Raw genomic sequence first — 23,589 nt, forward strand, 5'->3', positions numbered from 1 at the left:
AAGGTCATCCTCTGCGCGAGCACTCTTCGTTTTTAACATTTTTTTGAAAAGTAAATTATCTGAATATTCTTATTTTATTTACGCACCATTAGTGATTAAAATCCTTTCTAGCTTTTCTCTTTGCTTAACAAAGGCGGGGGAAAAGCGTTGATTCATCTGGCGAGGACGCGGCAAATTTACCGAGAAAATTTCCAAGCCAGTACTTGTCATTAAGGCAATTTTGTCGCTTAATAACAGCGCTTCTTCTAGATCATGTGAAATTAAAATAACGGTTTTTTTCCGCTCTTCCCATAAGCCAACCAGCCATGCTTGCATTTGGCTTCTCGTAAATCGATCGAGTGCGCCAAAAGGTTCGTCCAACATTAAAACCGACCGTTGCGTCATTAATGTGCGTAAAAAGGCCGCTCGTTGTTTCATCCCACCAGATAATTCATTCGGCAAACGATGCCGATATTCCCACAAACCGGCTTGTTTCAAACCTTGATTCAACACGTCTTGTGAAATTTGAAGCGTTGAATCAAAAGCTTGCCCCAGTTGAATATTTTGTTGCACAGTTTTCCAAGGTAAGAGCGTATCTTTTTGTGGCATGTAGCCTACTTGTAAGCGCGTCAAGGTTGTTTGATTTTGCTTAATCTCACCTGAACTCGCTGGAAGTAATCCTGCTAAAACACGTAATAAGGTGCTTTTCCCACACCCACTTTTGCCAATGATTGTTAAAAATTCATTGTCTTGAATCGTTAAATCAAGAGCAGAAAAAGTCGGCTGTGCATTTTGGGGAAATTGAAACGATAAATTTTCAACGACAATCATGTTTCTCTCCTCTATTTCAAAAATTATTGTTGCTCCAATTGAACTTCTGTAACTAAATCTGCCCAATGATTGAGCGGACCATGGCCATGTCCGACTTGAATCTCATTTAAAATGGCGCCTTGTAAAAAACATTTAGCTAAGTAAGTGGCTTGAACAAGAGATGCGCCTTTCGCTAGCTCGGCAACAATCGCGGCCGATAGCGTATCGCCGGTGCCGTGCGTGCGTTTCGTTTTGATTTTTGGTGCATGGATCCAGTAACTTTCTTCGTTTTCCAATAATAAAAAATCACTCGCTCGCTCGGAGTCTCGGTGTCCCCCTTTAATCAAAACATTTTTAACGCCTAAACTTTGTAAATACGCGGCTACTTTTTGCATCTGCAGGTCATTCGTAATTGAAAGTCCGCTCAGTACTTCTGCTTCCGGGATGTTAGGCGTCACTAAGGTCGCAAGGGGAAGCAAATCCCTTTTGATACTGGCAACTGCCGTGTCGTTCAACAAAGAATGCCCGCCTTTTGCTATCATCACAGGGTCAACAACTAACGGTCCAAAATCAACCTTTTGCAAATTTTCTACGACACTGTGAACCCGGACTTCATCGGCTAACATTCCGGTCTTACAAGCACGAATGTGAAAATCTGCGGCTAAACTAGCAAATTGTGCGGTAATAAATTCAGGTGCGACGGTCATGCTTTGTTGCACACCAAGCGTATTTTGAGCCGTTAATGCTAAAACAACGTTCATTCCAAAAACACCTCTTGCTTGAAAGGTTTTCAAATCCGCCTGCATACCCGCACCACCACCTGAATCAGAACCAGCAATCGTAACTACTTGAGGCGTTTGGTTAATTTTTTTCATTTCTTTTTCCACTTACTCCACCTTCTTTATTTCAAATTGTTCTAGTGTCTGACATAAGGCTTGTACTTTCTGTGCTGGGTTTTGTGCCAACATGATTTCACTGACCATCGCGACACCAGCAATGGGCAACTTGGCTAAAGAAAGCATATTTTGATGGTTAATTCCGCCAATTGCTACGACAGGGATTTGCAATTTTTCCGCAATTTCACGTAAAGTTGCTTGACTTGTTCGTGGCCCTGCTTTTGTTTTGGTTGGAAAAATCGCTCCTGTGCCGACATAATCAGCGCCCTCTTCTTGCGCTTGTTGGGCCCGTTTAAGCGTTTTTGCCGTCACACCAAGTAAACGATTCGCACCAAGCAATTGACGCGTGACAGCAACGGGTAACTCTTCGTCGCCAATATGAACCCCAGCTGCATCAACAGCTAAACAAATATCGACCCGATCATTGATGATTAAAGGGATTTGATAGCGATCAGTTATTTCTTTTACCGCTTGTGCCACTTCAAAAAAACTACGCGTGGAGCGATTTTTTTCACGCAATTGCACACAGGTGACGCCGTTTTGGCAAGCACTTTCAATCACTTCTAAAAAACGCTCGTCTGACAAATCAAATTGCCCAGTAACAAGATATAGTTGATAAAGGTTTTTCTTCATGTTCTCTCTCCTCTAATGGATTTTGTCCAATTTATTTGTTGCCAAAGTAAAGATAGTTGATCCATTACAGTCAGCCGAAACCAAGCCATTCCGTTTTCTGACTTTAATAATTGTTGGGCTTTTTCACCACAACAATTAAAATAAGCCAGACCTGCGACCGTCGCCACTTCGGGAGCATAACCTTCCCCAAGTAAAGCAGCAATCAAAGCACCAACAATGTCACCCGTCCCAGTAAAAGCGTTTAATTGTGGCACGCCATTATAAAACTGCCAATCGGCATTCTTCGTACGCACTAAATCGGTTGCCCCAGTAGCTAAAAAAAGTGTTTCCGGGTATTTTTTATGTAATTTCTGCAGGGCTTGAGCCAAAACTTGTTGCTGGGCTAACGTATTATCTTTTTGATGACTATCAACACCACAAGCATGATTTGGTAAGTCACAAAAACTTCTTAATTCAGAGTAGTTCCCCTTCACCACAGTCGGATGGTAAGCCATTAATTTTTGAGCAAAGGCTTTGCGATCGGCAATCGCACCAATGCCGACTAAATCTAAAACAAATGGTTTTTGTTTTTGGGCACAAGCTTTAGCCACCAAAAGCATCGCTTGTTTTTTTTCTGATGAAAGATGCCCTAAATTGATCAGAACACTCTTTGTTTGTGGAAATAAATCCGTCATTTCTTCTACCGAGTCAGCCATGATGGGGGAAGCATGAACTGCTAGCAAGGCATTGGCTAGTAATTCAGCGGTCACTTCATTCGTTAAACAATGGACAAGTGGCCTTTTTTTCAAAGGAAAACACGTTTGACAATCCTTTTTAAAATTGTTCATTGATTAAGTCCCCTCTTTTAGTAAACAATTGTTGCGTTTTTTGAAAGACAGATATTTTTTGCAGACGATTTAATAAACCGTACGCCATCAGTCCGCCAATGAGGGTCGCCCCCATAAAGCGCGGCGTATAAACAAACCAAAACAATTGATTGTGCGAACCAGTAAACCAAACCATGACCGGATAAGAAAGCAACGATCCGACAATCCCCGTCCCAACCATTTCCCCAAATAGCGCAAACGATACCTTTTGACCCATACGATAAAACATTCCCGCAAAAGCCGCCCCAAAGACTGCCCCTGTCAAAGCAAGTGGCGGAATGCTTAATAAAGTCATTCGTAATAAGCCACAAATAAAAGCCATCGCTGTTGCGTAAAAAGGACCCATTAAAACTGCCCCGATAATATTTACCACACTCGACATCGGCGCCATTCCTTCGATTCGCAACAAAGGCGAAAGAACAAAATCCAAGGCAATCATCATTGCTAAAACGGTTAATTTCTTTATTTTCCCTTCATGTGTTAACATTAAAAACCCATCCTTTTTTTGTTTTTTTGTGTAAAAAAGACCTTCCGTCAAACATGCTGACGAAAGGCCTTTCCACTCATAACCGACTCCTTTTACATATAAAGCTGTTGTAAAATTTATCGCGTTCATTGAATGAATACATTTCCTACGTCAGTCCGAACTGAATCAGGTTCAATGGGTATCATCTCAGCCAAACAGGCACCCCAATGCATCATTTTTTGATTTAACTTTTATTTACTTTTTTCCTTTCTCTTTATTTTTTGGTCCATCTAAAACAAAAAAAGGCATCTCCCCTGAAATCGAGGAAATGCCTAAAAGTGTCTACTCAAAAAAAACGAATACTTTTGACATGCTCCCTACGATGGTCTTAACCAACAGGTTCAAAGGGTCAGGCCAAGCCTTCTCAACGTCACGACGTCCCCCTGCATTTTTTATAAAATGAAATTAAATGAAGTCTACCTTTCTTTTTATAATTCGTCAACTAAAAGTGTTTGGTTAATTTTTAGTCTGCTGCTTTCAATTCGTAACAAATCTCCCTTGTCGCGGGATAAACTTCACGATAAAGTGCATACTGTTTTTCGTATTTTGCAACATTTTCCGCTATTGGTGTCGCTGCTTTTTGGTAAGAAACAAAGGTTTGGGCACAAGTTGGTAAATCTTCAAACCAACCAACGCCCACTGCTGCAAGCATCGCCGCTCCTAAACCGGGTCCTTCTTCTACCGTTAAACAAACAATTTCTGCATTAAAAACGTCGGCTTCAATTTGTAGCCAGTCTTGATTTTTAGCGCCACCACCAACTGAAACAATTTGTTTGAATTTTTTACCAGCCACTTCTTCCATTAATTTTTGGCTATCTTTTAAAGAAAACGTAATTCCTTCAAGCACCGCTTTAGCAAAGTGTTGGAGTGTGTGTTTTGTATCAATACCAATAAAACTACCGCGAATTTGACTATCCGGATATGGTGTTCGTTCACCCACAATATAAGGCGTAAATAACAACCCATCGGCCCCTGGTGCAATTTGATCGATTCCACTTAACAATTCATCATAACTGGTGTTTTTAGCAAATGTTTCTTTAAACCAACTCAAACTATGGCCGGCTGCTAAAGTCACTCCCATTGAATAGTGGGTATTGGGCAAGCTATGGTTAAAGAGGTGTAAATCGCCTTGATAATCTGGTAACGCTTGGTCTTCAAAAGATAAAAATACTCCCGAAGTTCCAATACTCGCCATCCCGGTTTCTGTATTTAAAATACCCGCACCTAACGCCCCACAAGCATTATCCGCACCACCAGCAAAAACTTTAACCGTTTGCTTAAAGCCATATTTTTCAATAAAATTAGCTTTTAAATTCCCGGTTTGCCCTTGAGAATCGATGAGGGTTGGTAAATAAGTACTTGGAATCGCAAATGCTTCTAATATGGTTTGTGACCATTCTTTTTTTTCTACATCAAGAAGTAACGTCCCAGCGGCATCCGAATAATCCATGTGTTGCGTGCCGGTTAACCAAAAACCTAAATAATCTTTTGGCAATAAAAGATGACGAACTTTTTGCCAAGTTTCCGGTTCATTTTCTTGCAGCCACAAAATTTTAGGTAAAGTAAAGCCTTCTAGTGCTTTGTTTTTGGTTACTTGAATGAGTTTTTCACCAAGTGTAGCGGTAATTTTTTGACATTGTTTCGTCGTTCGGACGTCATTCCATAAAATCGCTGGTCGTAAAACGGTTTGTTTTTCATCAAGAACGACTAAACTATGCATTTGACCAGAAAAACTAATACCGACTAATTTTTCACTAAAATCAGCAACTTCTTCATTCAAGGTGTCTAAAACTTTTTCACAAGCTTTTAACCACTCGCTAGGCTCTTGTTCGCTATAACCAGATTGTAAATGAATTAAAGGATATTCTGCACTCGCTCGATAAATCACGTGACCGGCTTCATTTAATAAAAGACCTTTCAGTGCGCTTGTTCCTAAATCTAATCCTAAAACATATGCCATCTTTTTTCTCCTTTAAGGCTTAAAATAAGTAGTCATTTAAACGAGATTTCACAAATTCTAAGTGATTTGATTCGACTTTGATTTCTTCATTTTTCAAAGCATAATCGGTTAAACTTTCTAAATCTTCATCGCCCGCGACAATGCTTGCGCCAATCCCTGTTTGGTAGCTTGCATAACGTTTTTCTTTAATTTCATCAAAGAAGCGATCTTCTTTTAAGGCTGCCGCTGCTTTTAAGCCACGAGCATAAGTATCCATCCCAGCGATATGTGCTAAGAACAAATCTTCCATTTCAAAAGATGAACGGCGCACTTTCGAGTCAAAGTTAATACCACCTGGCGCAATCCCACCATTTTCTAAAATTTCATACATCGCTAAAGTCGTATCAAAGACATTCGTTGGGAATTCATCGGTATCCCAGCCAAGTAAGGGATCGCCTTGATTCGCATCAATCGAACCTAAAGCATCATAACAACGAGCGACATTTAATTCGTGTTCAAAGGTATGCCCAGCCAAAGTTGCGTGGTTTGCTTCTAAGTTTAGTTTGAAGTCGCCTTCTAAACCATATTTTTGAATAAAGGCCATCGCAGTTGCCGCATCAAAATCATATTGGTGCGTTGATGGTTCTTTTGGTTTTGGTTCAATTAAAAATTGTGGTTTGTGGCCAATTTTTTCACCATAAGCAATCGCCATCTTGAATAAACGGGCAATGTTGTCTTGCTCAAATTTCATATCTGTATTTAATAATGATTCGTACCCTTCACGGCCACCCCAAAAGACGTAGTTTTCGCCACCTAATTTTTTACTAATGTCTAAACCTTTTTTCACTTGTGCGGCGGCATGCGCAAACACATCGGCATTGCTTGAAGAAGCTGCACCATGAACATAGCGTGGATTGGAAAACATATTAGCGGTATTCCATAGTAATTTGATACCGGTTTGGTCCATTTTTTCTTTAATTAAATCGGTAATCGTGTCGATATTGGCGAAGAATTCTTCTAATGAATCCCCTTCAGGAGCAATATCGATATCATGGAAACAGAAATACTCAACGCCTAATTTTTCTAAAATTTCAAAGAAGGCTTCCACGCGATTTTTAGCCGTCTCCATTGGTGTTTCTCCCCACCAATTTCGAATATTCGTTGGGTTACCAAAAGGATCCGAACCATCTTGCGTCATTGTATGCCAATAAGCCACTGCAAAACGCAAGTGCTCTTTCATTGTTTTGCCTAAGACGATTTCTTCCGGGTTATAATGACGAAAAGCAAACGGGTTATCCGCTGTTTTTCCTTCGTAGTGAATTTTACCAATGTTTTCAAAATATGCCATGTTTCTTTCCTCCAGTTATATTTGTTTTTTATATTTGCTTCCTTTTTCCCCATCCTTTATAGTTAACGTAGGAAAGGAGCTTACTTATGTCTACTACGGAATTTGAATTAGTTGAACACCATAAGCTACAAGGAATTAAAGCTTTTTTAATTGATATGAATTATCGTCGCCCGCATTTACATTCTGACTTAGAAATTATTTACGTGTTGCGCGGAACACTTGCTTTAACGATGGATTCAAAAACTTATTACGTGCGTAAAAATGAGTTTATTGTGATTAACGCGTTTCAGTTACATGAACTTGCGACACCTCAACAAGTTAAGTTACTTATTTTGCAAATCAATCCAAAAGAATACGAAACTTTTTTCCCACAAATTAATGAAATTCTTTTTCAAAATCAAGTGTTAACGAACGCGAATTTGACGAATTTTGGATCCTTTAAGCAACTTTTTTTACAAACTTGTTTGGTTTACTTCCAAGAAAATTCCTTCTTCCAATTAGAATGTCATGGGTATGCGGCACTCACGCTATTTGCTTTACTCGAGCAGGCTCCTTATGACGTCATTTCTGAAAAAGAACAAAATGCTCTTTTGTTACGAAAAGAACGTTTGCGTCGTATGATTGATTATATTCAACAACATTTTCATGAAAAATTACTTTTAGCCGATTTGGCCAAGCAAGAAAATTTATCCATCAACTACCTTTCGCATTTTTTCCAAAATCATCTCGGGATGTCGTTTCAAAATTATTTAAACCACATTCGGTGTGAGAAAGCCCATTTTTTAATTAAAAATACGGAAATGAGTTTGTTAAACATTAGTGAGACTTGTGGTTTTTCTGATTTGCGTTATTTAAATCGTGCCTTCCAACAAATTTATCACTTTTCGCCCAAAGCCTACCGTAAACAATTGCAAATGGATCTTAAACAACCCGAAAAGAAACTTGGAAAAAAAATTCAAGAACAAGAATTTATTCATCAAAAAGCCAACAGTCTTGCCGTCACCACGCAATTATTATCAGGAGACTTTTTTGACAAATAGCTTCATTTTGATAAACCGTTTTCATTTTTACATCCTTATCTTAGCAAGCTTTTAAATAAAAATCTTGAACGTTCTTACGATTTTTTATAGACTATCTTGTGATTTCAATTTTCGCTCCAAAAATAAATCTTTTTTAATATTTGTTTTTCTTTCAACCAAGTGCTAAACTAAACACACAGGGATGGTGCTCCCTATAACTGCCAGTGATGGCTGATGGCGCCTGTTAGATACAAGGGTTTATTTGTCGTGCCAATTGACGCGAAATAATGTCTTGTATGTAACAGGCTTTTTTGTGTTAAAAAAACAATAGTGAGGGTGTTGGCTTATGTTAATGAGTATCGCGTTAATTTTATTGGTGGGCATTTTGACCGATTTTATCAGTAAAAAACTGAAGATTCCTAGCTTGATTGGGTTCATTCTGACTGGTATTTTACTTGGTCCGGCTGTTTTCAATTTACTTGATGCAAATTTTTTAACCCTTTCGGCAGATTTGCGTAAAATCATTTTAGTCATTATTTTAACTCGGGCTGGTTTAGCGTTAGATTTAAAAGATCTAAAAAAAGTGGGCCGACCGGCTGTTTTATTAAGCTTTGTCCCGGCCACTTTTGAGATTATTGGCACGATGTTTTTTGCCCCAATCTTCCTTGGTTTGTCTTTACTAGAATCTGCGTTACTAGGAGCCATTTTAGGGGCGGTTTCACCTGCTATCGTTGTTCCACGAATGGTCACATTGATTCAGGAAAAACGTGGAACAAAAAAAGGGATTCCACAATTGATCTTAGCTGGCGCTTCGGTGGATGATATTTACGCGTTAGTTTTATTTTCTTCGTTTTTAACTTTAGTCCAAAGTGGTGAATTTCAAATGCTTTCCTTACTAAAAATCCCCGTTTCTATTTTTAGCGGGCTTTTGGTTGGACTCACAGGTGGTTACTTGTTGGCAAAACTCTTTGAAAAAATCCGCTTTTCAAGTATGGTGCAATTCCTCATTCTTTTTAGTCTTTCTTTAAGTTTGGTTCATCTTGAAGCGGTTCTCACGTGGCTTCCTTTTTCCGGTATTTTAGCCGTTATGGCCATGGCAATCATGCTCTATCGACAAATGCCAACGGATAGCGACAAAATCGCACACTTTTACCATCAATTGTGGGTTCCTGGTGAAATGTTTTTGTTTATTTTAGTGGGGGCTTCCGTTAATATTGCATTTGCTTTTGCGGCAGGCTTCTTGCCACTATTGGTCATCTTAGGTGCTTTACTAATCCGGATGATTGGCGTGTGGGTTAGCCTAATTGGAACAAACTTATCTTTTAAAGACAAACTTTTTTGTTTGATTGCCTACTCACCAAAAGCCACGGTGCAAGCAGCGATTGGTGGCGTCCCTTTTGCGCTTGGCCTTGCTTCTGGCGAATTAATGCTGACACTTTCAGTTTTGGCGATTTTAATTACGGCCCCACTAGGCGCTTTTGGGATGGATTTCAGTTATAATAAGCTTTTAGAGAAATAGTTTTATTTATAATCAGATTGGAAGTGAGCGACATGTGGGTTCTTTATGCCTTTTTATCGGCTTTTTTTGCGGGGATAATGGCGATTTTAGCCAAGATTGGCATTCGCGACATGGATTCAAACTTAGCCACGGCCATTCGTACGCTTGTGGTTGTCGTTTTATCTTGGGGAATCGTCTTTCTTTTTCCAGCAGAGCAAACACTGGCAACCATCGACTCAAAAAGTTTACTCTTTTTAGTTTTATCAGGGTTGGTGACGGGTGCTTCTTGGCTTTGTTATTTTAAAGCGTTGCAACTTGGAAGTGTTAACCAAGTCACACCGGTTGATAAAAGTAGTGTCTTACTCACGATGATTTTATCTTTCTTATTTTTAGGTGAACCATTATCGTTATTGAAAGTCCTCGCCCTTTTTTCAATTGGAATCGGGACTTACTTAATGATTGATTTTAAATCAGACGAAGCAGACACGAAAAAAAATCAACAGGCCAGTTGGTTTATTTACGCGAGTTTTTCAGCATTTTTTGCCAGTTTAACGGCTATTTTAGGCAAAATCGGCATTGAAAATGTCCCTTCAAATCTTGGCACCGCGATTCGCACACTTGTGATTCTAGGCATTGCTTGGGTGATTGTTTTTGCTCAAAAAAAACACCGCGACCTCCCTTTGATTGCCAAAAGAAACTGGTATTATCTCTTTCTTTCTGGACTTGCGACGGGTCTTTCTTGGCTTTGTTACTATCGGGCGCTCCAAGATGGCCCAGCGAGTGTGGTTGTCCCGATTGATAAATTAAGTATCGTTTTGACCATCTTCTTTAGTTATTTTATTTTAGGGGAAAAATTACGAAAAAAAGCGTGGCTTGGACTTATCCTTTTAGTAGGAGGCACGTTACTTTTATTAGTTTAAATAAAAAAATGAGACAAAGATACGCGTCTTTGTCTCATTTTTTTTATGCTAATCAATCCATCCTTTTGCTAAACAGCGACTGAAATCCCACGAATCCCAACCGTACCAAGCTGGATCATTAATCGTATCAATATTTAATTTATAGGTCCAGTACATATGGCCCTCACCAATATTCCAAGTGGCCACTGATTTTTGCCAAAGGGTTTGATAAACTTCAATTAACGCGGCTGAACTTAAGCGATTGGTGGCCGTAAATTCTTCTTGTGTTGGATTAATCCCACCTTTTGTATCCGTTCCAGCTGCGTAAGAATTAAATAAAGACCATTCGCCGACAAACACCGGAATATAGCACGCAACTTCCGCGATTTCTTTACCCAATTGGTCTAAATACGCAAGATAAGCACCAATGTTTTGTTCTGTACCATCCATTTCGGCGATCATTAAATATTGGTGTGTATCCAACATGACTTGGGAGAAATTGTTTTTGGCAAAGAATTCTTTCCAAGCATGCAACTCAAACGCATCGTGAAAGACAATCCAAGTGTCTGGCAGTAAAATTTCACGTAACTGTTGATACGCTTTACAATAGAAATCTTGCAAGAAGGCCATCGTTAAGGGGCGGCTACCTTGGGCAAGTTTTGGATCCCGTGCTTGATAACGTTCAAGTGGTTTCATCACACCCCACATTTTTTCGGTAATTGGTTCATTGACTAACTCAATTCCCCAAAGAGCAGCGTGGTCGCGGTACCTTTGAGCTAAGCGCGTTAGGACACTTAAGACAAATTCAACCTCGGCTTCGTCTTGCCCCCATTTACAAACGCCAGAAATCCCACCATTATCAAAGCCATTTTGACTATTTGGAACCGTATGTAAATCAATGAGCACTTTGATTCCGTATGCTTTTGCCCAATTAAAAGCCCGATCTAAATGAGCGACACAACCAATAAATGGTGGGCGATCGCCAAAGATAAAATACGGAACAGGAATACGGACAATGTTTACTTTTGCTTGCGCTAAACGAATAAAATCAGCTTCCGTAATAAATTCATTCCGGTGTGTTTCCATTCGCGCTTCATAAACCTTTTTTTCTAAATCTTGTGCTAAATAATACTCGTCTTCTGCAACCACGCCGTCAAATAAGTTTGGCGTCATCCAATTTTCTAGTACGAGCCAACCACCGAGATTGACTCCTTTTAGTTTTTCATTCATTTTAGTTTATATCTCCTTAACCTACATTTTCTGCTTCACGTTGACGTAAATCACGAATCACTTGGTCAAATTCTTTATCTAATTTGTAAAAATGTAAAATGACTAAAATCAAAACATTCAACAATAAAGGGAATACCCAAAATGCCAAATGAATACTTGTAATCGCTGCTGCACTTTGTACACTTTGACTACCAACATAACCGCCAATGGATAAAACGATCCCTAGTAACGCTGAGCCTAAACCATTACCGACTTTGTAACCAAAGCTACTTGCACTATTCGTCAACCCTTCCATGCGTAACCCTGATTTCCATTCACCATAATCAACCGTATCGGAAACCATTGCCCACATCACAGCACCAAAGAACGCGCCACCAATTCCACGGATGATACTCGTTACATAAATAGATAACAGGCTCCCACCTAAAACAACTAACAAGACCGTTCCGACTGATTGGATGATTAAGCCTACAACCATTGAATTTTTCTTACCTAAACGTTTAATAAATGGGGCAATCAAAAACATAAAAGCAATTTGGGCTAAGTTCATCACTGAGTTAATGGTTTGGGCTAATTGGTTATCTCCAAGAACAGTTTTTGCATAATAAACCGTTGAGCCAGTCGTTAAAGCCATATTAATAAAGAGCACTAGTAAAATTCCCGTTACCATCAGCCAGTATTTATTTTTAAATAAAGCAACCATCCCTTCTTTAAATGGAATATGTTCTGATTTTTCACTCACTGGTTTGACGCGTTCTTTTGTTCCAAAAAAGTTAATCAAAAAAGCGATTACAGCAAACACGCCGAAAACCGAAAAAGTTTTCATCCAAGCACTGGCATTGTCTCCAAAATAAGCAACCAAGGTTAACGTATAAGAGTTAATCAATAATGTCCCTGCAGTTGCTAATAAACTTCTGAAAATACTCAAAACACTTCTTTCATAAGGGTCTTGCGTCATCAAAGCATTCAAAGCAGAGTAAGGCACATTGATAGCCGTATAAATCACACTTGATACTAAGTTATACGTTAGAAAAACATAAATTAATTTTGCGGCTGTCCCCCAAGTAGTCGGAACCGAAAATAGTAACACACCTGAAATCGCAAACGGGATAGCCATGCGCAAAATCCATGGACGCGCCTTCCCATATTTTGTTTTTGTTCGGTCAACAATCACACCCATGGCAATATCGGTTAAGCCATCTAAAAAGCGTGAAATCAGCATAATCATCCCTACGGCTGCCGCATTTACGCCCGCATAATCCGTATAATAAAACAATAAATAAGTCGTCATTGCCGTATAAATAATATTACAGCCAAAGTCCCCTAATCCATAGGCAACACGTTCAAATAACTTGACTTGTTCTGTTGGTTTTACAGCCATTTCATTTTTTAACTCCATTTTATTTTCCCCCTTTTAATCTAAGCGTTGGTTACATTTTTAACTGCGTAATAACTAAAATCTGCAAAAGAATCGTGTTGGTGAGCATCGACCGATCCGATAAAATTAAATAAACCGGTAAAACCACCAATTTCGCCTGGTTCGCCATTGACGCCTTCATCTGATAAGTAACTTACGTCAATGTCTTCGATTAGTATTTCCCATTTTTGGTCTTCGCGATAAGCTAATTTCGCTACCCCATTTTGATAAATTACTTTGAGTTCAATTTTACCGGTTGGCATCAAGCGACGGTGATGTGGGTATTCCACTCGTTTACCAAGTTTCGCTTGTAAAACCGTCAACATCGGGCAAGCCGCTTCTTCTGAATAAGTTAAATGTAAGTACAGCCAATTATTTGAATCATAATAAAGACCTAGTCCCGCTGTTTCAGAGTAATGATCTGGCTGAAATTCGAGTTTGGTCGTTACTTGATAATGAAAAGAAGTGGCACGCGTGGCTAAAATAGCCGGGTTCATTTGAGAAAAGAAAGAATTTTCCCCATGAATTCGTAAGTACCCTGGACGTTTGGTTAAATTAAACCAAGTGCTTGTTTGTTTACGGTAAGGGGTTAAAAATTCGACTAAATTCGGGTTTGTCGCAAAATCAAACAAATGATCTTCTGATTTTTTAGCTGGAACCACTTGGCCTTCCATTGCTTCCGTCGTCATTTTGGCTAAGTTTGAACCGTCATGCATTTCTAACCAACCATCTTTTGTCCAACGCATTTTTTGTAAAGAAGTTTCTCGTCCAAGTGGATTTAATAATGTTCCTGGCAAAGGACGCGACATTAAATGCGCGATGTACCATTCCCCAGTTGTTGTTTCAACTAAAGAACCGTGCCCGGCTTTTTGCATTGGTGAATTCGGATTGTACATTTCAAAATGGCCGGCATCGGGATCACCTAACGAAAATAAATGTTGTGGGGCTGAAGTAATAATTGGTTCACCAGAAGGATGCGCTTCATAAGGCCCAAAAATATTTTTCGAACGTCCAATTTCGACTCCATGTCCATAACCTGTTCCACCGGCCGCAATTAATAAATAATAATAATCTTGGCGTTTATAAATTTGCGGCGCTTCTGCACAACCACGTGTGGTAAAACCTTTTGTCACGCGATGCCATGAGCCGATAATACCACCGTTTGTTAAATCAACTTCGGCAATCACTAAGTGCCCTGGTGCCTGATAACCTTGGCGCGTCTCCCATTCTAAAATGGCTAAATAGCTTTTGCCGTCTTCGTCATGATACAACGCTGGATCAAAACCAATCGAAGTTAAGTAAATCGGTTTTGACCACGGACCGGTAATCTCATCTGCCCACATCGCATAAGAATCCGCATTGAATTCACGACCCGCCATATTTTGCATATGCGAATAGGCTAACCAATATTTCTTAGTTTTTTGGTCATAAGATAAATGTGGCGCCCAAACTCCCGCTGGTGTATTGCTTCCGCGCAATTCCACTTCGTCATTTTTCAAAATATTGTCTAAGCGCTCCCAATTGACTAAATCACGTGAATGGAACAATTGAATGCCTGGCGTCCAATGAAAAGTCGAAGCAGCGATGTAGTAGTCTTCCCCAACGCGAATAATTGAAGGGTCTGGTGCCATTCCAGGTATAATTGGGTTTTGAATTTGATTCATTTTTTGATTTCCTCACTTCTCTTTTATTTAAAAGGAGTTGTAATCGTTTTCCTTTTTGTTAACCCTATCATACGAATTTTTGGTAGCGATTTACATATCAATTTCCGCTTGTTTTTTACCATTTTTCATATTTGACTCAACAAAAAACACACGAACGAGTCCTTTCGACCTTATTCGTGTGTTTTTATAACCTCATGTGTATCCATTTGACGGTACTGATTCGGCGAGTAGTGGCTCCATTTTTTGAATTGTCGCGAGAAATGCGAGACGTTTTGGTAGCCAATAATTTCAGCGACTTCTGCTACTGAAATGGCTGGTTGATGAAGTAAATATTTTGCTTCATTGTATTTTAATTGATTCAAATACTCTTTTGGTGTCATATGATAAATTTTCTTAAAAGCTTTTAACATCGTACTATCACTAATACTTAATTGTCGGGCAATTCCATTTAATGACAACAATGGCAAATGTTCTTCGGTCGGTTGCGCGGTAAACCGACGAAAATTATTTTGAATCGTATCCGCAATGGTCACCGCTAAAAGCAGCGTATCATTATCCGACGAAGCTAACTCTGCTTTTTGGCTTTCGGCATAGTCTAACAAACAAATGACCAATTCAATGAGCAGTTTTTCGACAAATAGCTTTTGTTTAAATGTTATTTCAGTTGAGTCTAACAATTCAACGTAACTCGTTAAGATACTTTGGATTTGTGGATAAGCGGGGACTGTTTTTTCAAGTAGTAACGGGCAATACATGAGCAATTCTTGTTGAATAAATGGGTCATCAATATCAAAGTGAATACAAAAGTAAGCCATGCCTTCTTTTGAAACACACATATTTTCATGTTCTTTTCCTGGTGGAATCAAGACAATATCGCCGGCTCGAAAAAGTTGCTGGCTACCTTGAAAAATAGTTAGTTGTTCTCCTTTTAAAATCAACATAATTTCAAAAGCAAAATGCGCTTCTTTTTCTGCTTGCCAACCATAAGCAACTGCTTGTTTGTGACCGCCAAATGACTTCAAATTCGCATCAACGTCTGGCAAACGAATTAATTTTTGTAACCATGCAGGTTGTGGATGCATTTTTGTTTCGCCTACTTTCCTTTTCGCTTCATTTTGCCTTGATTATAGCAAATTTCAACTATTTTGACACAAAACTGCCATCTTCTTCTTGTATAATAGCTTTGAGGAGGGATTTGATGGAGACACTCTTAATTGTTGATGATAACCAACAAATTACTGAAATTTTAACTGAATATGCAAAAAAGAATAACTATGACGTCCTTGTCGCACATGACGGAGAAGTCGCGTTAGAACTTTTCCACACCAAACAGCCCGATGTGATTTTATTAGACGTAATGATGCCAAAAAAAGATGGCTTTGCTGTTTGTCGTGAGATTCGTGAAACATCCAATGTGCCGATTTTAATGATTACGGCACGAGGAGAAGACTTTGAACGAATTATGGGACTTGAAATTGGAGCCGACGATTATATTGTCAAACCTTTTTCACCTGGCGAAGTGATGGCCCGCGTGAAAGCCGTAATGCGTCGCGTTCGTCCGATTGACATTTCAAAACAAACGTTTACTTATGATAATTTAAAAATTAATTTAGATGATTATACGGTTACGATTCAGCAAGAGACCATTTTATTAACGAAAAGAGAAGTGGATTTACTTTGGACGCTAGCAACTAACCAACAAAAAGCCTATTCGCGCGACGAACTGCTCGATCAGCTTTGGGGATTTGACTACTTTGGCGACACCCGAACCGTCGATAGCCATATTAAACGTTTACGAGCAAAATTAGGGCAAGTGCCTCATCCGACTTGGGAAATCAAAACCATTTGGGGCGTCGGTTATAAATTTGAGGTTTTGAATCATGAAAAACAATAAAATTGCCACCAAACTCGCGCTTTATTTTACGAGTGCCTTAATATTGTTTGCCATCACCATTGGCTCGATTTTCTTTTTCTTATTTAAAAATTATACAATCGACGTGCATCGCAATGAACTTGTTCACTACGCCCAATCTTTAGCACAAACATTGGCTGATGAAGAAAATGCGAGTAGCCATCAAATGATGATGAGTAATAGTAATGGTTATTTGCGTTTTATCGAAGAGATTGCCGGTGATGATGTTTGGCTCGTTGATAAAGAGTTGAACCTTTTATCAACTGGCAATAACCACGGGATGATGACCCAAAATGGGCATATGAGTCGTTCAAACAGTCGTTCGTCCATGATGGGGCAAGAAAGTTTAACTGATTTACCAGAAAATGCGAAAGAGTTAATCACGCAAGTTTTCCAAGGCAATACCACCTTTAGCGAAGGGTTTAGTGACACCTTAAATCAACCCACGCTAACAGTCGGCGCGCCGATTACCAATACAAACGGCGAAATTTGGGGCGTCATTTTGATTCACTCGGGAATTAGCGGGACAAAAAAAGCAGTTGAGCAAGGGTTAAATTTATTAACGTTAAGCTTAACGATTGCTTTAGTGATTGCTTTGTTATTTGCCATTTTTTTAGCGTATAGTTTCACTAAACCGCTCGGTAAAATGAAAAAAACCGCACTGCGTCTGACTGACGGCGATTACCAAGCCCAAACAAAGCTCAAACAAAAAGATGAAATCGGCGAACTCTCACAAGCTATCGACACACTGGCTTCACGCCTAGAAGAAGCCAGCCAAGAAAGTGCCAAAACCGAACAAATGCGCCGTGATTTTGTCGCGAACATTTCGCATGAACTACGCACACCCGTTACCGTGATTCGCGGCTCTTTAGAAGCATTAAATGATGCAGTTGTCACTGATCCTAACAAAGTGGCTGAGTACCACCAACAAATGTTGAGTGAAGCGCGTTTTTTAGAACGGCTTGTTGACGACTTGCTTGAACTTTCTCGTTTGCAAAACCTCGATTTTCAAATTGAGAAAGCCCCCGTTCACTTAAATGATGTCTTAAGTGACGCTTTGCGTAGTGCGCGCCAACTCGCTCACCAAAAAGAAATCGAAATTTTATTACCTAACACACCGTCTCCTCTTTTCATTTCAGGAGATTATGGCCGTTTGCGGCAAATGTTTTTAATTATCCTTGATAATGCAGTTAAATTTTCACCGCCAAAAAGCCAAATCCAAGTAGCGCTCCTTGATGACCAACTGACCATTTGTGATCAAGGACCAGGCATTCCTGAAGCTGCTTTACCAGTGATTTTTGATCGTTTCCACAAAACATATGACGAACACAACAAAGTCGGTACCGGATTAGGTTTAGCGATTGCCAAAGAAATTGCTGAGCGCCATCAAATGACTTTAAGCGCTACAAACAAGCAACCAAACGGCGCCTGCTTTACTTTTGACTTTCGTCAGTCCGAAAAAATTGATGCCACTAAATTGGGCTATTTTTGACATACTTTTGCCATCTCTTCTTGTTATGATAAAGACAACAAAGAGAGAAACAAGCATTTCTCAAGCATACGAGGAGGATTTTTGATTGAAGAAAATAATTAAGTGGGGAATAGGAATTAGTTTGATTGGAATGAGTAGTTTCTTTTTGGCAACAACCGTACAAGCTTCCGAACAAATCATTCGCCAAATACCTAGTGAAAAAAGCCGCGTAGCAACGACTCGTTCCGTTGAATTTATTCGTAAAAGCCAGCTACAAGACCAAGTCGAACGTGGCCATTTAACACAAAGACAAGCCGATGCGATGAATGATTGGATGACACAATTTGAAGAATTTTGTCATGAAATAGCCCCTAATCAAAATTGGCGCTTAAATTACACAAACATGATTGCGCGCCATAACAACCACTTACTAACAATCGAATAATGGGCACAAGCAAAAAGAAAAAGAATTTTGGAGGAATGGACAATGAAAAAAATAACAAAATGGATGATCGCAGCAGGGATTTTAATCGGAGCTGGGGTAGCTTCTACTTCCGCCTTTGCAGCAGCAGACAGTGGACAATACAATCCAAACACCCCTAGCCAGTCACAACAAATGTGGCACAACGAAGAACACCGTAACCGCATGGAAGAACGCGTGAATCAAGGAGATTTAACACAAGAAGAAACAGACGACAGACGCGACTGGATGGACAATCATCGCGGGACTTGCCACGACAACACCATGCGTGGTGGACGGATGAATCCAGGACAACGTCACCAACGAATGATGGGTTGGTAAGACGAGAGGCTAAATTCTAAAAATAAAAACTGAACCGTTTGACTAATTATTGTCAAGCGGTTCAGTTTTCTTTATTTTAAATAATATCAGTTTTTTAAAGTGGCTATTTTTAACCCAAGAATTTTCTTGAATTAATAAGGCACCCAAAGCCATTCGTAAAGGATACCAACATTGCCTTTTTATTAATGATTTTTTAGCATATTTCTTTTCTAGCTCTACCCAAGGCATACCAACCGCTTTTTTAATCCAACGATTTTCAGAGGTTATTTTTTTAAGCCCACAAATTGATCAAAATCTGCAAAAATAAGTTGCTGGTAAATTTGTGGATTATACATTAGAAGCTTACAATATTGATAAAAGTGTACGGTTTTCCGTGTTCTACCGTTAAAGTCTTACACTTATTGTATAAAATATCGAGGCCAAACGCCGCTGTTTCAATGTTTTTATTTAATCGGTAGACATTACTTAATTGTAAAAAGAAACTCTCAACCAATAAAATACATATCGTTATTTTAAAATCTCCAAAAAAATTATTTGTTGACAGAAAAAAAACAAAACGGTATGCTACTCTCAGGTTTCTACGAAAAAATTAAAGGAGGATCGACACAACTTATTTAGGAATAGCGCCAGGTCTGTTATTAACAGATGACGAGGAAGAAGCTTATCGAAACATTCGGCGGGTAGCTTCAGGGACTGCACTCTACAGATGAAATACAAAGCCCCTTGCAAAGGTGGGCACAAAATTTTCATCACGCAGATAGAAACCTTCCAACTAAAAAATTGAATAGAAAGTAGGAAGGCAAATTATGTGTGGAATTGTCGGAATTATTGGGAAAGAAAATGCTTGTGAAATCATTTTGAAAGGATTGGAGCGTCTTGAGTACCGTGGTTACGATTCTGCTGGTATTTACGTGGCCAATCAAGAAACAGACCACTTAGTCAAAGCACCAGGACAATTAACCAATTTGGCTCAAAAATTAACCCCTGAAATCACTGGAAACATCGGGATTGGACATACGCGTTGGGCAACGCATGGTGTCCCAAGCGAAGAAAATGCGCATCCCCACCTTTCTCAAGGAGGACGGTTTGTTTTAGTGCATAATGGCGTGATTGAGAACCATTTGGAATTGCAAGAAACTTACTTAAACGGACTTGCCTTAAACGGTCAAACAGATACCGAGATTGTCGTCAATGTGATTGAGACGCTTAGTGAAAAGGAGCACTTGTCTGCGTTTGAAGCGTTCAAAAAAGCGCTGGAAGAAATAAACGGTTCTTACGCGTTTGCTCTAATTGATACGCAAGATCCAACCAAGCTTTATATCGCTAAAAACAAGAGCCCTTTATTAATTGGTTGTGGCGAAGACTGCTATTTAGTTGGCAGTGATGCTTTTGCGATGATCCATGAAACGAACCGATTTATTGAATTAAAAGATGGTGAAATTGGGATTTTAACACCGCAACAACTTTGGTTAGAAGATGCCGATGGTCAAACCATTGATCGTGCTGCTTATACGGCTGAAGTCGAAGCAGCCGATATTGAAAAAGGTTTGTATCCTTACTACATGCTAAAAGAAATCGAAGAGCAACCTTCTGTTATTCGACGGTTATTACAAACTTACTTTGATGAACAGCACCAACCCATTATCGATGATACCTTAATCAAGCAACTCTTAGCGAGCGAGCGGATTTACATCGTGGCTTGCGGGACTAGTTATCATGCTGGTCTAGCTACCAAAGCGACTTTTGAAAAATTGACGCAAATTCCAGTTGAAGTCCATGTGGCCAGTGAGTTTGCTTATCACCAACCATTATTGGCTAAAGAACCTTTTTTCATTTATTTAAGCCAAAGCGGGGAAACGGCAGATAGTCGTCAAGTACTTGTGCAAACGAACGAACTAGGCGCACCATCATTAACGATTACAAACGTGCCCGGTTCCACTTTAGCTCGAGAAGCCACTTATGCTTTATCTTTAGTCGCCGGACCAGAAATTGCCGTTGCCTCAACCAAAGCCTATACTTCTCAAGTTGCTTTAATGACCATTTTAGCTTATACGCTTGGCCAAGCTAAAAACAACCCACTTTGTAGTGCGTTTGATATCTTTCACGAATTAGAGCTTGCTGCAACAAGCATGGAAGAAATCCTTTATGAAAAAGAAGCCCTCAAAATAGCCGCGCATGACTTTTTAGCTAATCAGCGCAACACTTTTTACATTGGTCGTGGCAATGATTACTACGTAGCCCTTGAAGCTGCTTTAAAATTAAAAGAAATCTCTTATATCCAAGCAGAAGGGTTTGCGGCGGGTGAATTAAAACACGGAACGATTGCCTTAATTGAAGAGGCTACGCCAGTGATTGGTTTAATTACTGATGAAAAAACCAAAGCGCATACTCGCGGCAACTTACAAGAAGTAAAAAGTCGTGGGGCTCATGTTTTAGTGATTGTTCAAGCCAACTTCGCCCAAGACGGCGATCAAGTTCGCTTACCAGTCGTGCATCCTTATTTAACAACCTTGACTTCGGTTGTACCAACGCAACTTCTTGCCTACTACGCGACACTTGAGCGTGGCTATGACGTGGATAAACCAAGAAACTTAGCAAAATCGGTTACCGTTGAATAAATAGAAAAAAACCAAACGAAGCGGCTAGTTTTGCGCTTCGTTTGGTTTTTTAATGATCATCGGCAATTGAACAGTAAACTGAACCCCATTGGTATCCCAGTCTGTTACAGTGAGTTTTCCTTGATGGTTTTTAACGATTTGTTGGGCAATCGCTAAACCTAAACCATAGCCCCCAGTTGCTTGATTACGTGATTGTTCTTGACGATAAAAGCGTTCAAAAATGAATATTTTTTCTTCATCGGGAATTTTCCCACCACTATTTTTGACTTCGATTTGCCACCATTTATGACTTGTTTGACGAGCAATGACTTGGATTTCATCGTGTGCCTGCGTATATTTCAAAGCATTATCAAGTAAAATTACCAACACTTGATGTATTTTACTCGCATCAAAAAGCATCGGGTCACTGATTTCATTACCGTATTCAAACTGCTTTTCTTCCATTGCGGCAATTTCAGCAAACGGTTGAATGAGTGCACTTAAAAATTCATCGACATCGGTAAGTTCTGCATGAATTGTTGCTTGATTGCCATCACTACGCGCAATTAACAATAAGTCATTGGTTAAATTGGTTAAACGTCTCGTTTCACTTAAAGCTTGAGCGATCCGCGGCGATTGATCCATAATGGTTTGATTAGGTTTGGTAAATAAATATTGTAAATTATTTTGAATAATCGTTAGTGGTGTGCGTAATTCGTGGGAAGCATTTTCGACAAATTCTTGTTGTTTATTCCAAGCAAGCATTAAAGGCTTCATATTCATTTTAGAAATCAAAACACTCACTCCGAGTGAGATAATCCAAAAAATAAACATACAAACAAACAAAATCCACTGAAACGTCTGAAGGGAGTCATCAATTTGATTGGTATTCGTCAAAAATTGAATATAAGCTACTTCATTCGTTTCAAAAATCGTATTTTCTATCGTAACTGAACGAAAAGATAAGCCATTTGAAGCAAGCGTCAAGGCCACGACTTCGGCTAATTTCTTTTTATTTAATGTTAGGGATTGTAGTTGCGTATAACGCCCGCCTAACGTTTCTTTATTTAAAATATCGCCGTCTTTTGTCCATAAAATAATTTGCGTATTAAACATTTGATCCATTGGTTCTTTTTCTGTGGAACCTGGACGCGCTTGTGGTGCATCAATAAAGGGATCCTCTTGAGTCAATCGACGAATTTCACGTTCAATAATTGGACGATTGGTGGTCATTTCAGCTAAATTCATATCCGTTTGGCGATAGGCTGACATTTGCAATAATTGAAAAACAATCGCACCTAATAGTACAAATAAGAGGGCAAAAGAACTCGCGCTAATCAAGAAAAAGCGCCATCTTTGCTTTTTAGAAATTTCTAAAGTCACTTTAGCCCTCCTCTTGAAAAATATAACCGACATTGCGTAACGTTTGAATTAGATGTTCTTTTTTGACTTCTTTTAAATGTTTACGTAAATGACTCATATACACTTCGACTACTTGAAGCGTTGTATTTGAATCAAAACCCCAAATTCGGTCAAAAATTTGTTCTTTTGTCAAAATAATTCCTTTATTTTGCATGAAGTAAACGAGTAACTCAAACTCTTTTCCTTGAATCGGTAAGACTTGCCCTGCATATTGCACTTGGCGCGTCGTCAATTGGCAAATCAAACCGCTAGAAGAAATTTGTTGTTCTGAAAAAAGACCTAAAGAACGGCGCAACAACGCTTTCACTCTTAACAGTAATTCTTCGCGGTAAAAAGGCTTTGTTAAATAATCATCGGCGCCTTTTTGAAAACCAACGACTTTATCTTCTAAACTATCTTTTGCCGTTAAAATTAAGACCGGTGTTTGGACATTTTCTTGACGCAATTCTGCTAAAACTTGATAACCATGTTTTTCAGGCAACATTAAATCGAGCAAGATTATATCATAGACGCCTAAACTTGCTTCATATAAGCCGCTCTCCCCGTCATAAACTTGGGTGATTTCGCCTAAATCTTCTAAAATTTCACGAATGTTATCAGATAAAACTTCTTCGTCTTCAATAATTAAAATTTTAATCATCGTTTCACCTCATTTTTAGTT

General features: G+C 39.2%; 21 protein-coding genes, 1 pseudogene and 3 riboswitches. Of the genes and pseudogenes, 9 read left to right on the forward strand and 13 right to left on the reverse strand.

The annotated features are described in order from the left end of the window. Positions 1-78 precede the first annotated feature (78 nt). The 7 genes from JOD14_RS05040 to xylA all read right to left on the reverse strand — a co-directional run bounded on the left by JOD14_RS05040 (position 79) and on the right by xylA (position 6,997). Positions 79-810, reverse strand: a complete 732-nt coding sequence (locus JOD14_RS05040) for an ABC transporter ATP-binding protein (RefSeq protein ID WP_204653739.1) — start codon at positions 808-810, stop codon at positions 79-81. A gap of 23 nt (positions 811-833) precedes the next feature. Then, entirely contained in the window at positions 834-1,664 is an 831-nt protein-coding gene (thiD, locus tag JOD14_RS05045) for a bifunctional hydroxymethylpyrimidine kinase/phosphomethylpyrimidine kinase (RefSeq protein ID WP_204653802.1), read from the reverse strand. A 12-nt stretch (positions 1,665-1,676) separates the two neighbouring features. After that, positions 1,677-2,318, reverse strand: coding sequence for a thiamine phosphate synthase (gene thiE, locus JOD14_RS05050; protein ID WP_204653740.1), 642 nt, complete (start codon positions 2,316-2,318; stop codon positions 1,677-1,679). Continuing rightward, the gene (gene thiM, locus JOD14_RS05055) at positions 2,315-3,145 is read right to left on the reverse strand and encodes a hydroxyethylthiazole kinase (protein ID WP_204653742.1); all 831 of its coding nucleotides are present in this window, start codon (positions 3,143-3,145) and stop codon (positions 2,315-2,317) included. Before thiM ends, thiE begins: the two co-directional genes overlap by 4 nt. Next, the gene (gene thiW, locus JOD14_RS05060) at positions 3,132-3,671 is read right to left on the reverse strand and encodes an energy coupling factor transporter S component ThiW (RefSeq protein WP_204653744.1); all 540 of its coding nucleotides are present in this window, start codon (positions 3,669-3,671) and stop codon (positions 3,132-3,134) included. Before thiW ends, thiM begins: the two co-directional genes overlap by 14 nt. A gap of 125 nt (positions 3,672-3,796) precedes the next feature. Next, a riboswitch (TPP riboswitch) is annotated at positions 3,797-3,887 on the reverse strand. A gap of 120 nt (positions 3,888-4,007) precedes the next feature. Further along, positions 4,008-4,105, reverse strand: a riboswitch (TPP riboswitch). A 68-nt stretch (positions 4,106-4,173) separates the two neighbouring features. Beyond that, positions 4,174-5,670, reverse strand: coding sequence for a xylulokinase (xylB, locus tag JOD14_RS05065; protein ID WP_204653746.1), 1,497 nt, complete (start codon positions 5,668-5,670; stop codon positions 4,174-4,176). A gap of 19 nt (positions 5,671-5,689) precedes the next feature. Then, positions 5,690-6,997, reverse strand: a complete 1,308-nt coding sequence (gene xylA, locus JOD14_RS05070; RefSeq protein WP_204653748.1) for a xylose isomerase — start codon at positions 6,995-6,997, stop codon at positions 5,690-5,692. A gap of 86 nt (positions 6,998-7,083) precedes the next feature. Between xylA and JOD14_RS05075 the strand changes: the two genes are divergently transcribed. The 4 genes and pseudogenes from JOD14_RS05075 to JOD14_RS13120 all read left to right on the forward strand — a co-directional run bounded on the left by JOD14_RS05075 (position 7,084) and on the right by JOD14_RS13120 (position 10,434). Then, positions 7,084-8,037 carry an AraC family transcriptional regulator gene (locus JOD14_RS05075; protein ID WP_204653750.1) on the forward strand — a complete coding sequence of 318 codons (954 nt, stop codon included), beginning with the start codon at positions 7,084-7,086 and terminating at the stop codon, positions 8,035-8,037. Between the two features lie 168 nt (positions 8,038-8,205). Next, positions 8,206-8,267: riboswitch (Fluoride riboswitch) on the forward strand. Between the two features lie 95 nt (positions 8,268-8,362). Continuing rightward, positions 8,363-9,535, forward strand: a complete 1,173-nt coding sequence (locus JOD14_RS05080) for a cation:proton antiporter (RefSeq protein ID WP_204653751.1) — start codon at positions 8,363-8,365, stop codon at positions 9,533-9,535. 32 nt (positions 9,536-9,567) lie between these two features. Beyond that, positions 9,568-9,975: pseudogene (locus JOD14_RS13115) on the forward strand (EamA family transporter); the annotation flags it as partial. Next, positions 9,970-10,434 carry an EamA family transporter gene (locus tag JOD14_RS13120; RefSeq protein WP_239576094.1) on the forward strand — a complete coding sequence of 155 codons (465 nt, stop codon included), beginning with the start codon at positions 9,970-9,972 and terminating at the stop codon, positions 10,432-10,434. The pseudogene JOD14_RS13115 and the gene JOD14_RS13120, both read left to right, overlap by 6 nt. 48 nt (positions 10,435-10,482) lie before the next feature. On the opposite strand, the gene JOD14_RS05090 is transcribed toward JOD14_RS13120, so the two are convergent. From JOD14_RS05090 to JOD14_RS05105, 4 genes are all read right to left on the reverse strand, one after another. After that, entirely contained in the window at positions 10,483-11,643 is a 1,161-nt protein-coding gene (locus JOD14_RS05090) for a glycoside hydrolase family 5 protein (RefSeq protein WP_204653753.1), read from the reverse strand. Positions 11,644-11,659: 16 nt separating this feature from the next. Continuing rightward, the gene (locus JOD14_RS05095; RefSeq protein ID WP_204653754.1) at positions 11,660-13,042 is read right to left on the reverse strand and encodes an MFS transporter; all 1,383 of its coding nucleotides are present in this window, start codon (positions 13,040-13,042) and stop codon (positions 11,660-11,662) included. Positions 13,043-13,062: 20 nt separating this feature from the next. Further along, a complete protein-coding gene (locus JOD14_RS05100) occupies positions 13,063-14,724 on the reverse strand; it encodes a glycoside hydrolase family 43 protein (protein ID WP_204653755.1) in 1,662 nt (553 codons plus the stop codon). A gap of 170 nt (positions 14,725-14,894) precedes the next feature. Beyond that, on the reverse strand, positions 14,895-15,806 hold the full coding sequence (locus JOD14_RS05105; protein ID WP_204653756.1) for a helix-turn-helix domain-containing protein: 912 nt from the start codon (positions 15,804-15,806) through the stop codon (positions 14,895-14,897). Positions 15,807-15,922: 116 nt separating this feature from the next. On the opposite strand from JOD14_RS05105, the gene JOD14_RS05110 reads away from it, so the two are divergent. From JOD14_RS05110 to glmS, 5 genes are all read left to right on the forward strand, one after another. Then, positions 15,923-16,618: a response regulator transcription factor gene (locus JOD14_RS05110; protein WP_204653757.1), complete on the forward strand. Its 696-nt coding sequence runs from the start codon at positions 15,923-15,925 to the stop codon at positions 16,616-16,618. After that, positions 16,605-18,128: a HAMP domain-containing sensor histidine kinase gene (locus JOD14_RS05115; RefSeq protein WP_204653759.1), complete on the forward strand. Its 1,524-nt coding sequence runs from the start codon at positions 16,605-16,607 to the stop codon at positions 18,126-18,128. The genes JOD14_RS05110 and JOD14_RS05115 overlap by 14 nt, the downstream gene beginning before the upstream one ends. 85 nt (positions 18,129-18,213) lie before the next feature. Next, a complete protein-coding gene (locus JOD14_RS05120) occupies positions 18,214-18,552 on the forward strand; it encodes a hypothetical protein (protein ID WP_204653760.1) in 339 nt (112 codons plus the stop codon). 42 nt (positions 18,553-18,594) lie between these two features. Beyond that, positions 18,595-18,909: a hypothetical protein gene (locus tag JOD14_RS05125; RefSeq protein ID WP_204653761.1), complete on the forward strand. Its 315-nt coding sequence runs from the start codon at positions 18,595-18,597 to the stop codon at positions 18,907-18,909. Positions 18,910-19,715: 806 nt separating this feature from the next. Beyond that, positions 19,716-21,527 (forward strand): glutamine--fructose-6-phosphate transaminase (isomerizing), encoded by a 1,812-nt coding sequence (glmS, locus tag JOD14_RS05130; RefSeq protein ID WP_204653762.1) that lies wholly within the window; start codon positions 19,716-19,718, stop codon positions 21,525-21,527. A gap of 24 nt (positions 21,528-21,551) precedes the next feature. On the opposite strand, the gene JOD14_RS05135 is transcribed toward glmS, so the two are convergent. Continuing rightward, positions 21,552-22,889, reverse strand: coding sequence for an ATP-binding protein (locus JOD14_RS05135; protein WP_204653763.1), 1,338 nt, complete (start codon positions 22,887-22,889; stop codon positions 21,552-21,554). A gap of 1 nt (position 22,890) precedes the next feature. Continuing rightward, positions 22,891-23,568 (reverse strand): response regulator transcription factor, encoded by a 678-nt coding sequence (locus JOD14_RS05140; protein WP_204653764.1) that lies wholly within the window; start codon positions 23,566-23,568, stop codon positions 22,891-22,893. Positions 23,569-23,589 lie beyond the last annotated feature (21 nt).

Origin of the sequence: Enterococcus lemanii, from assembly GCF_016909125.1 — a bacterium.
Lineage (GTDB): Bacteria > Bacillota > Bacilli > Lactobacillales > Enterococcaceae > Enterococcus_I > Enterococcus_I lemanii.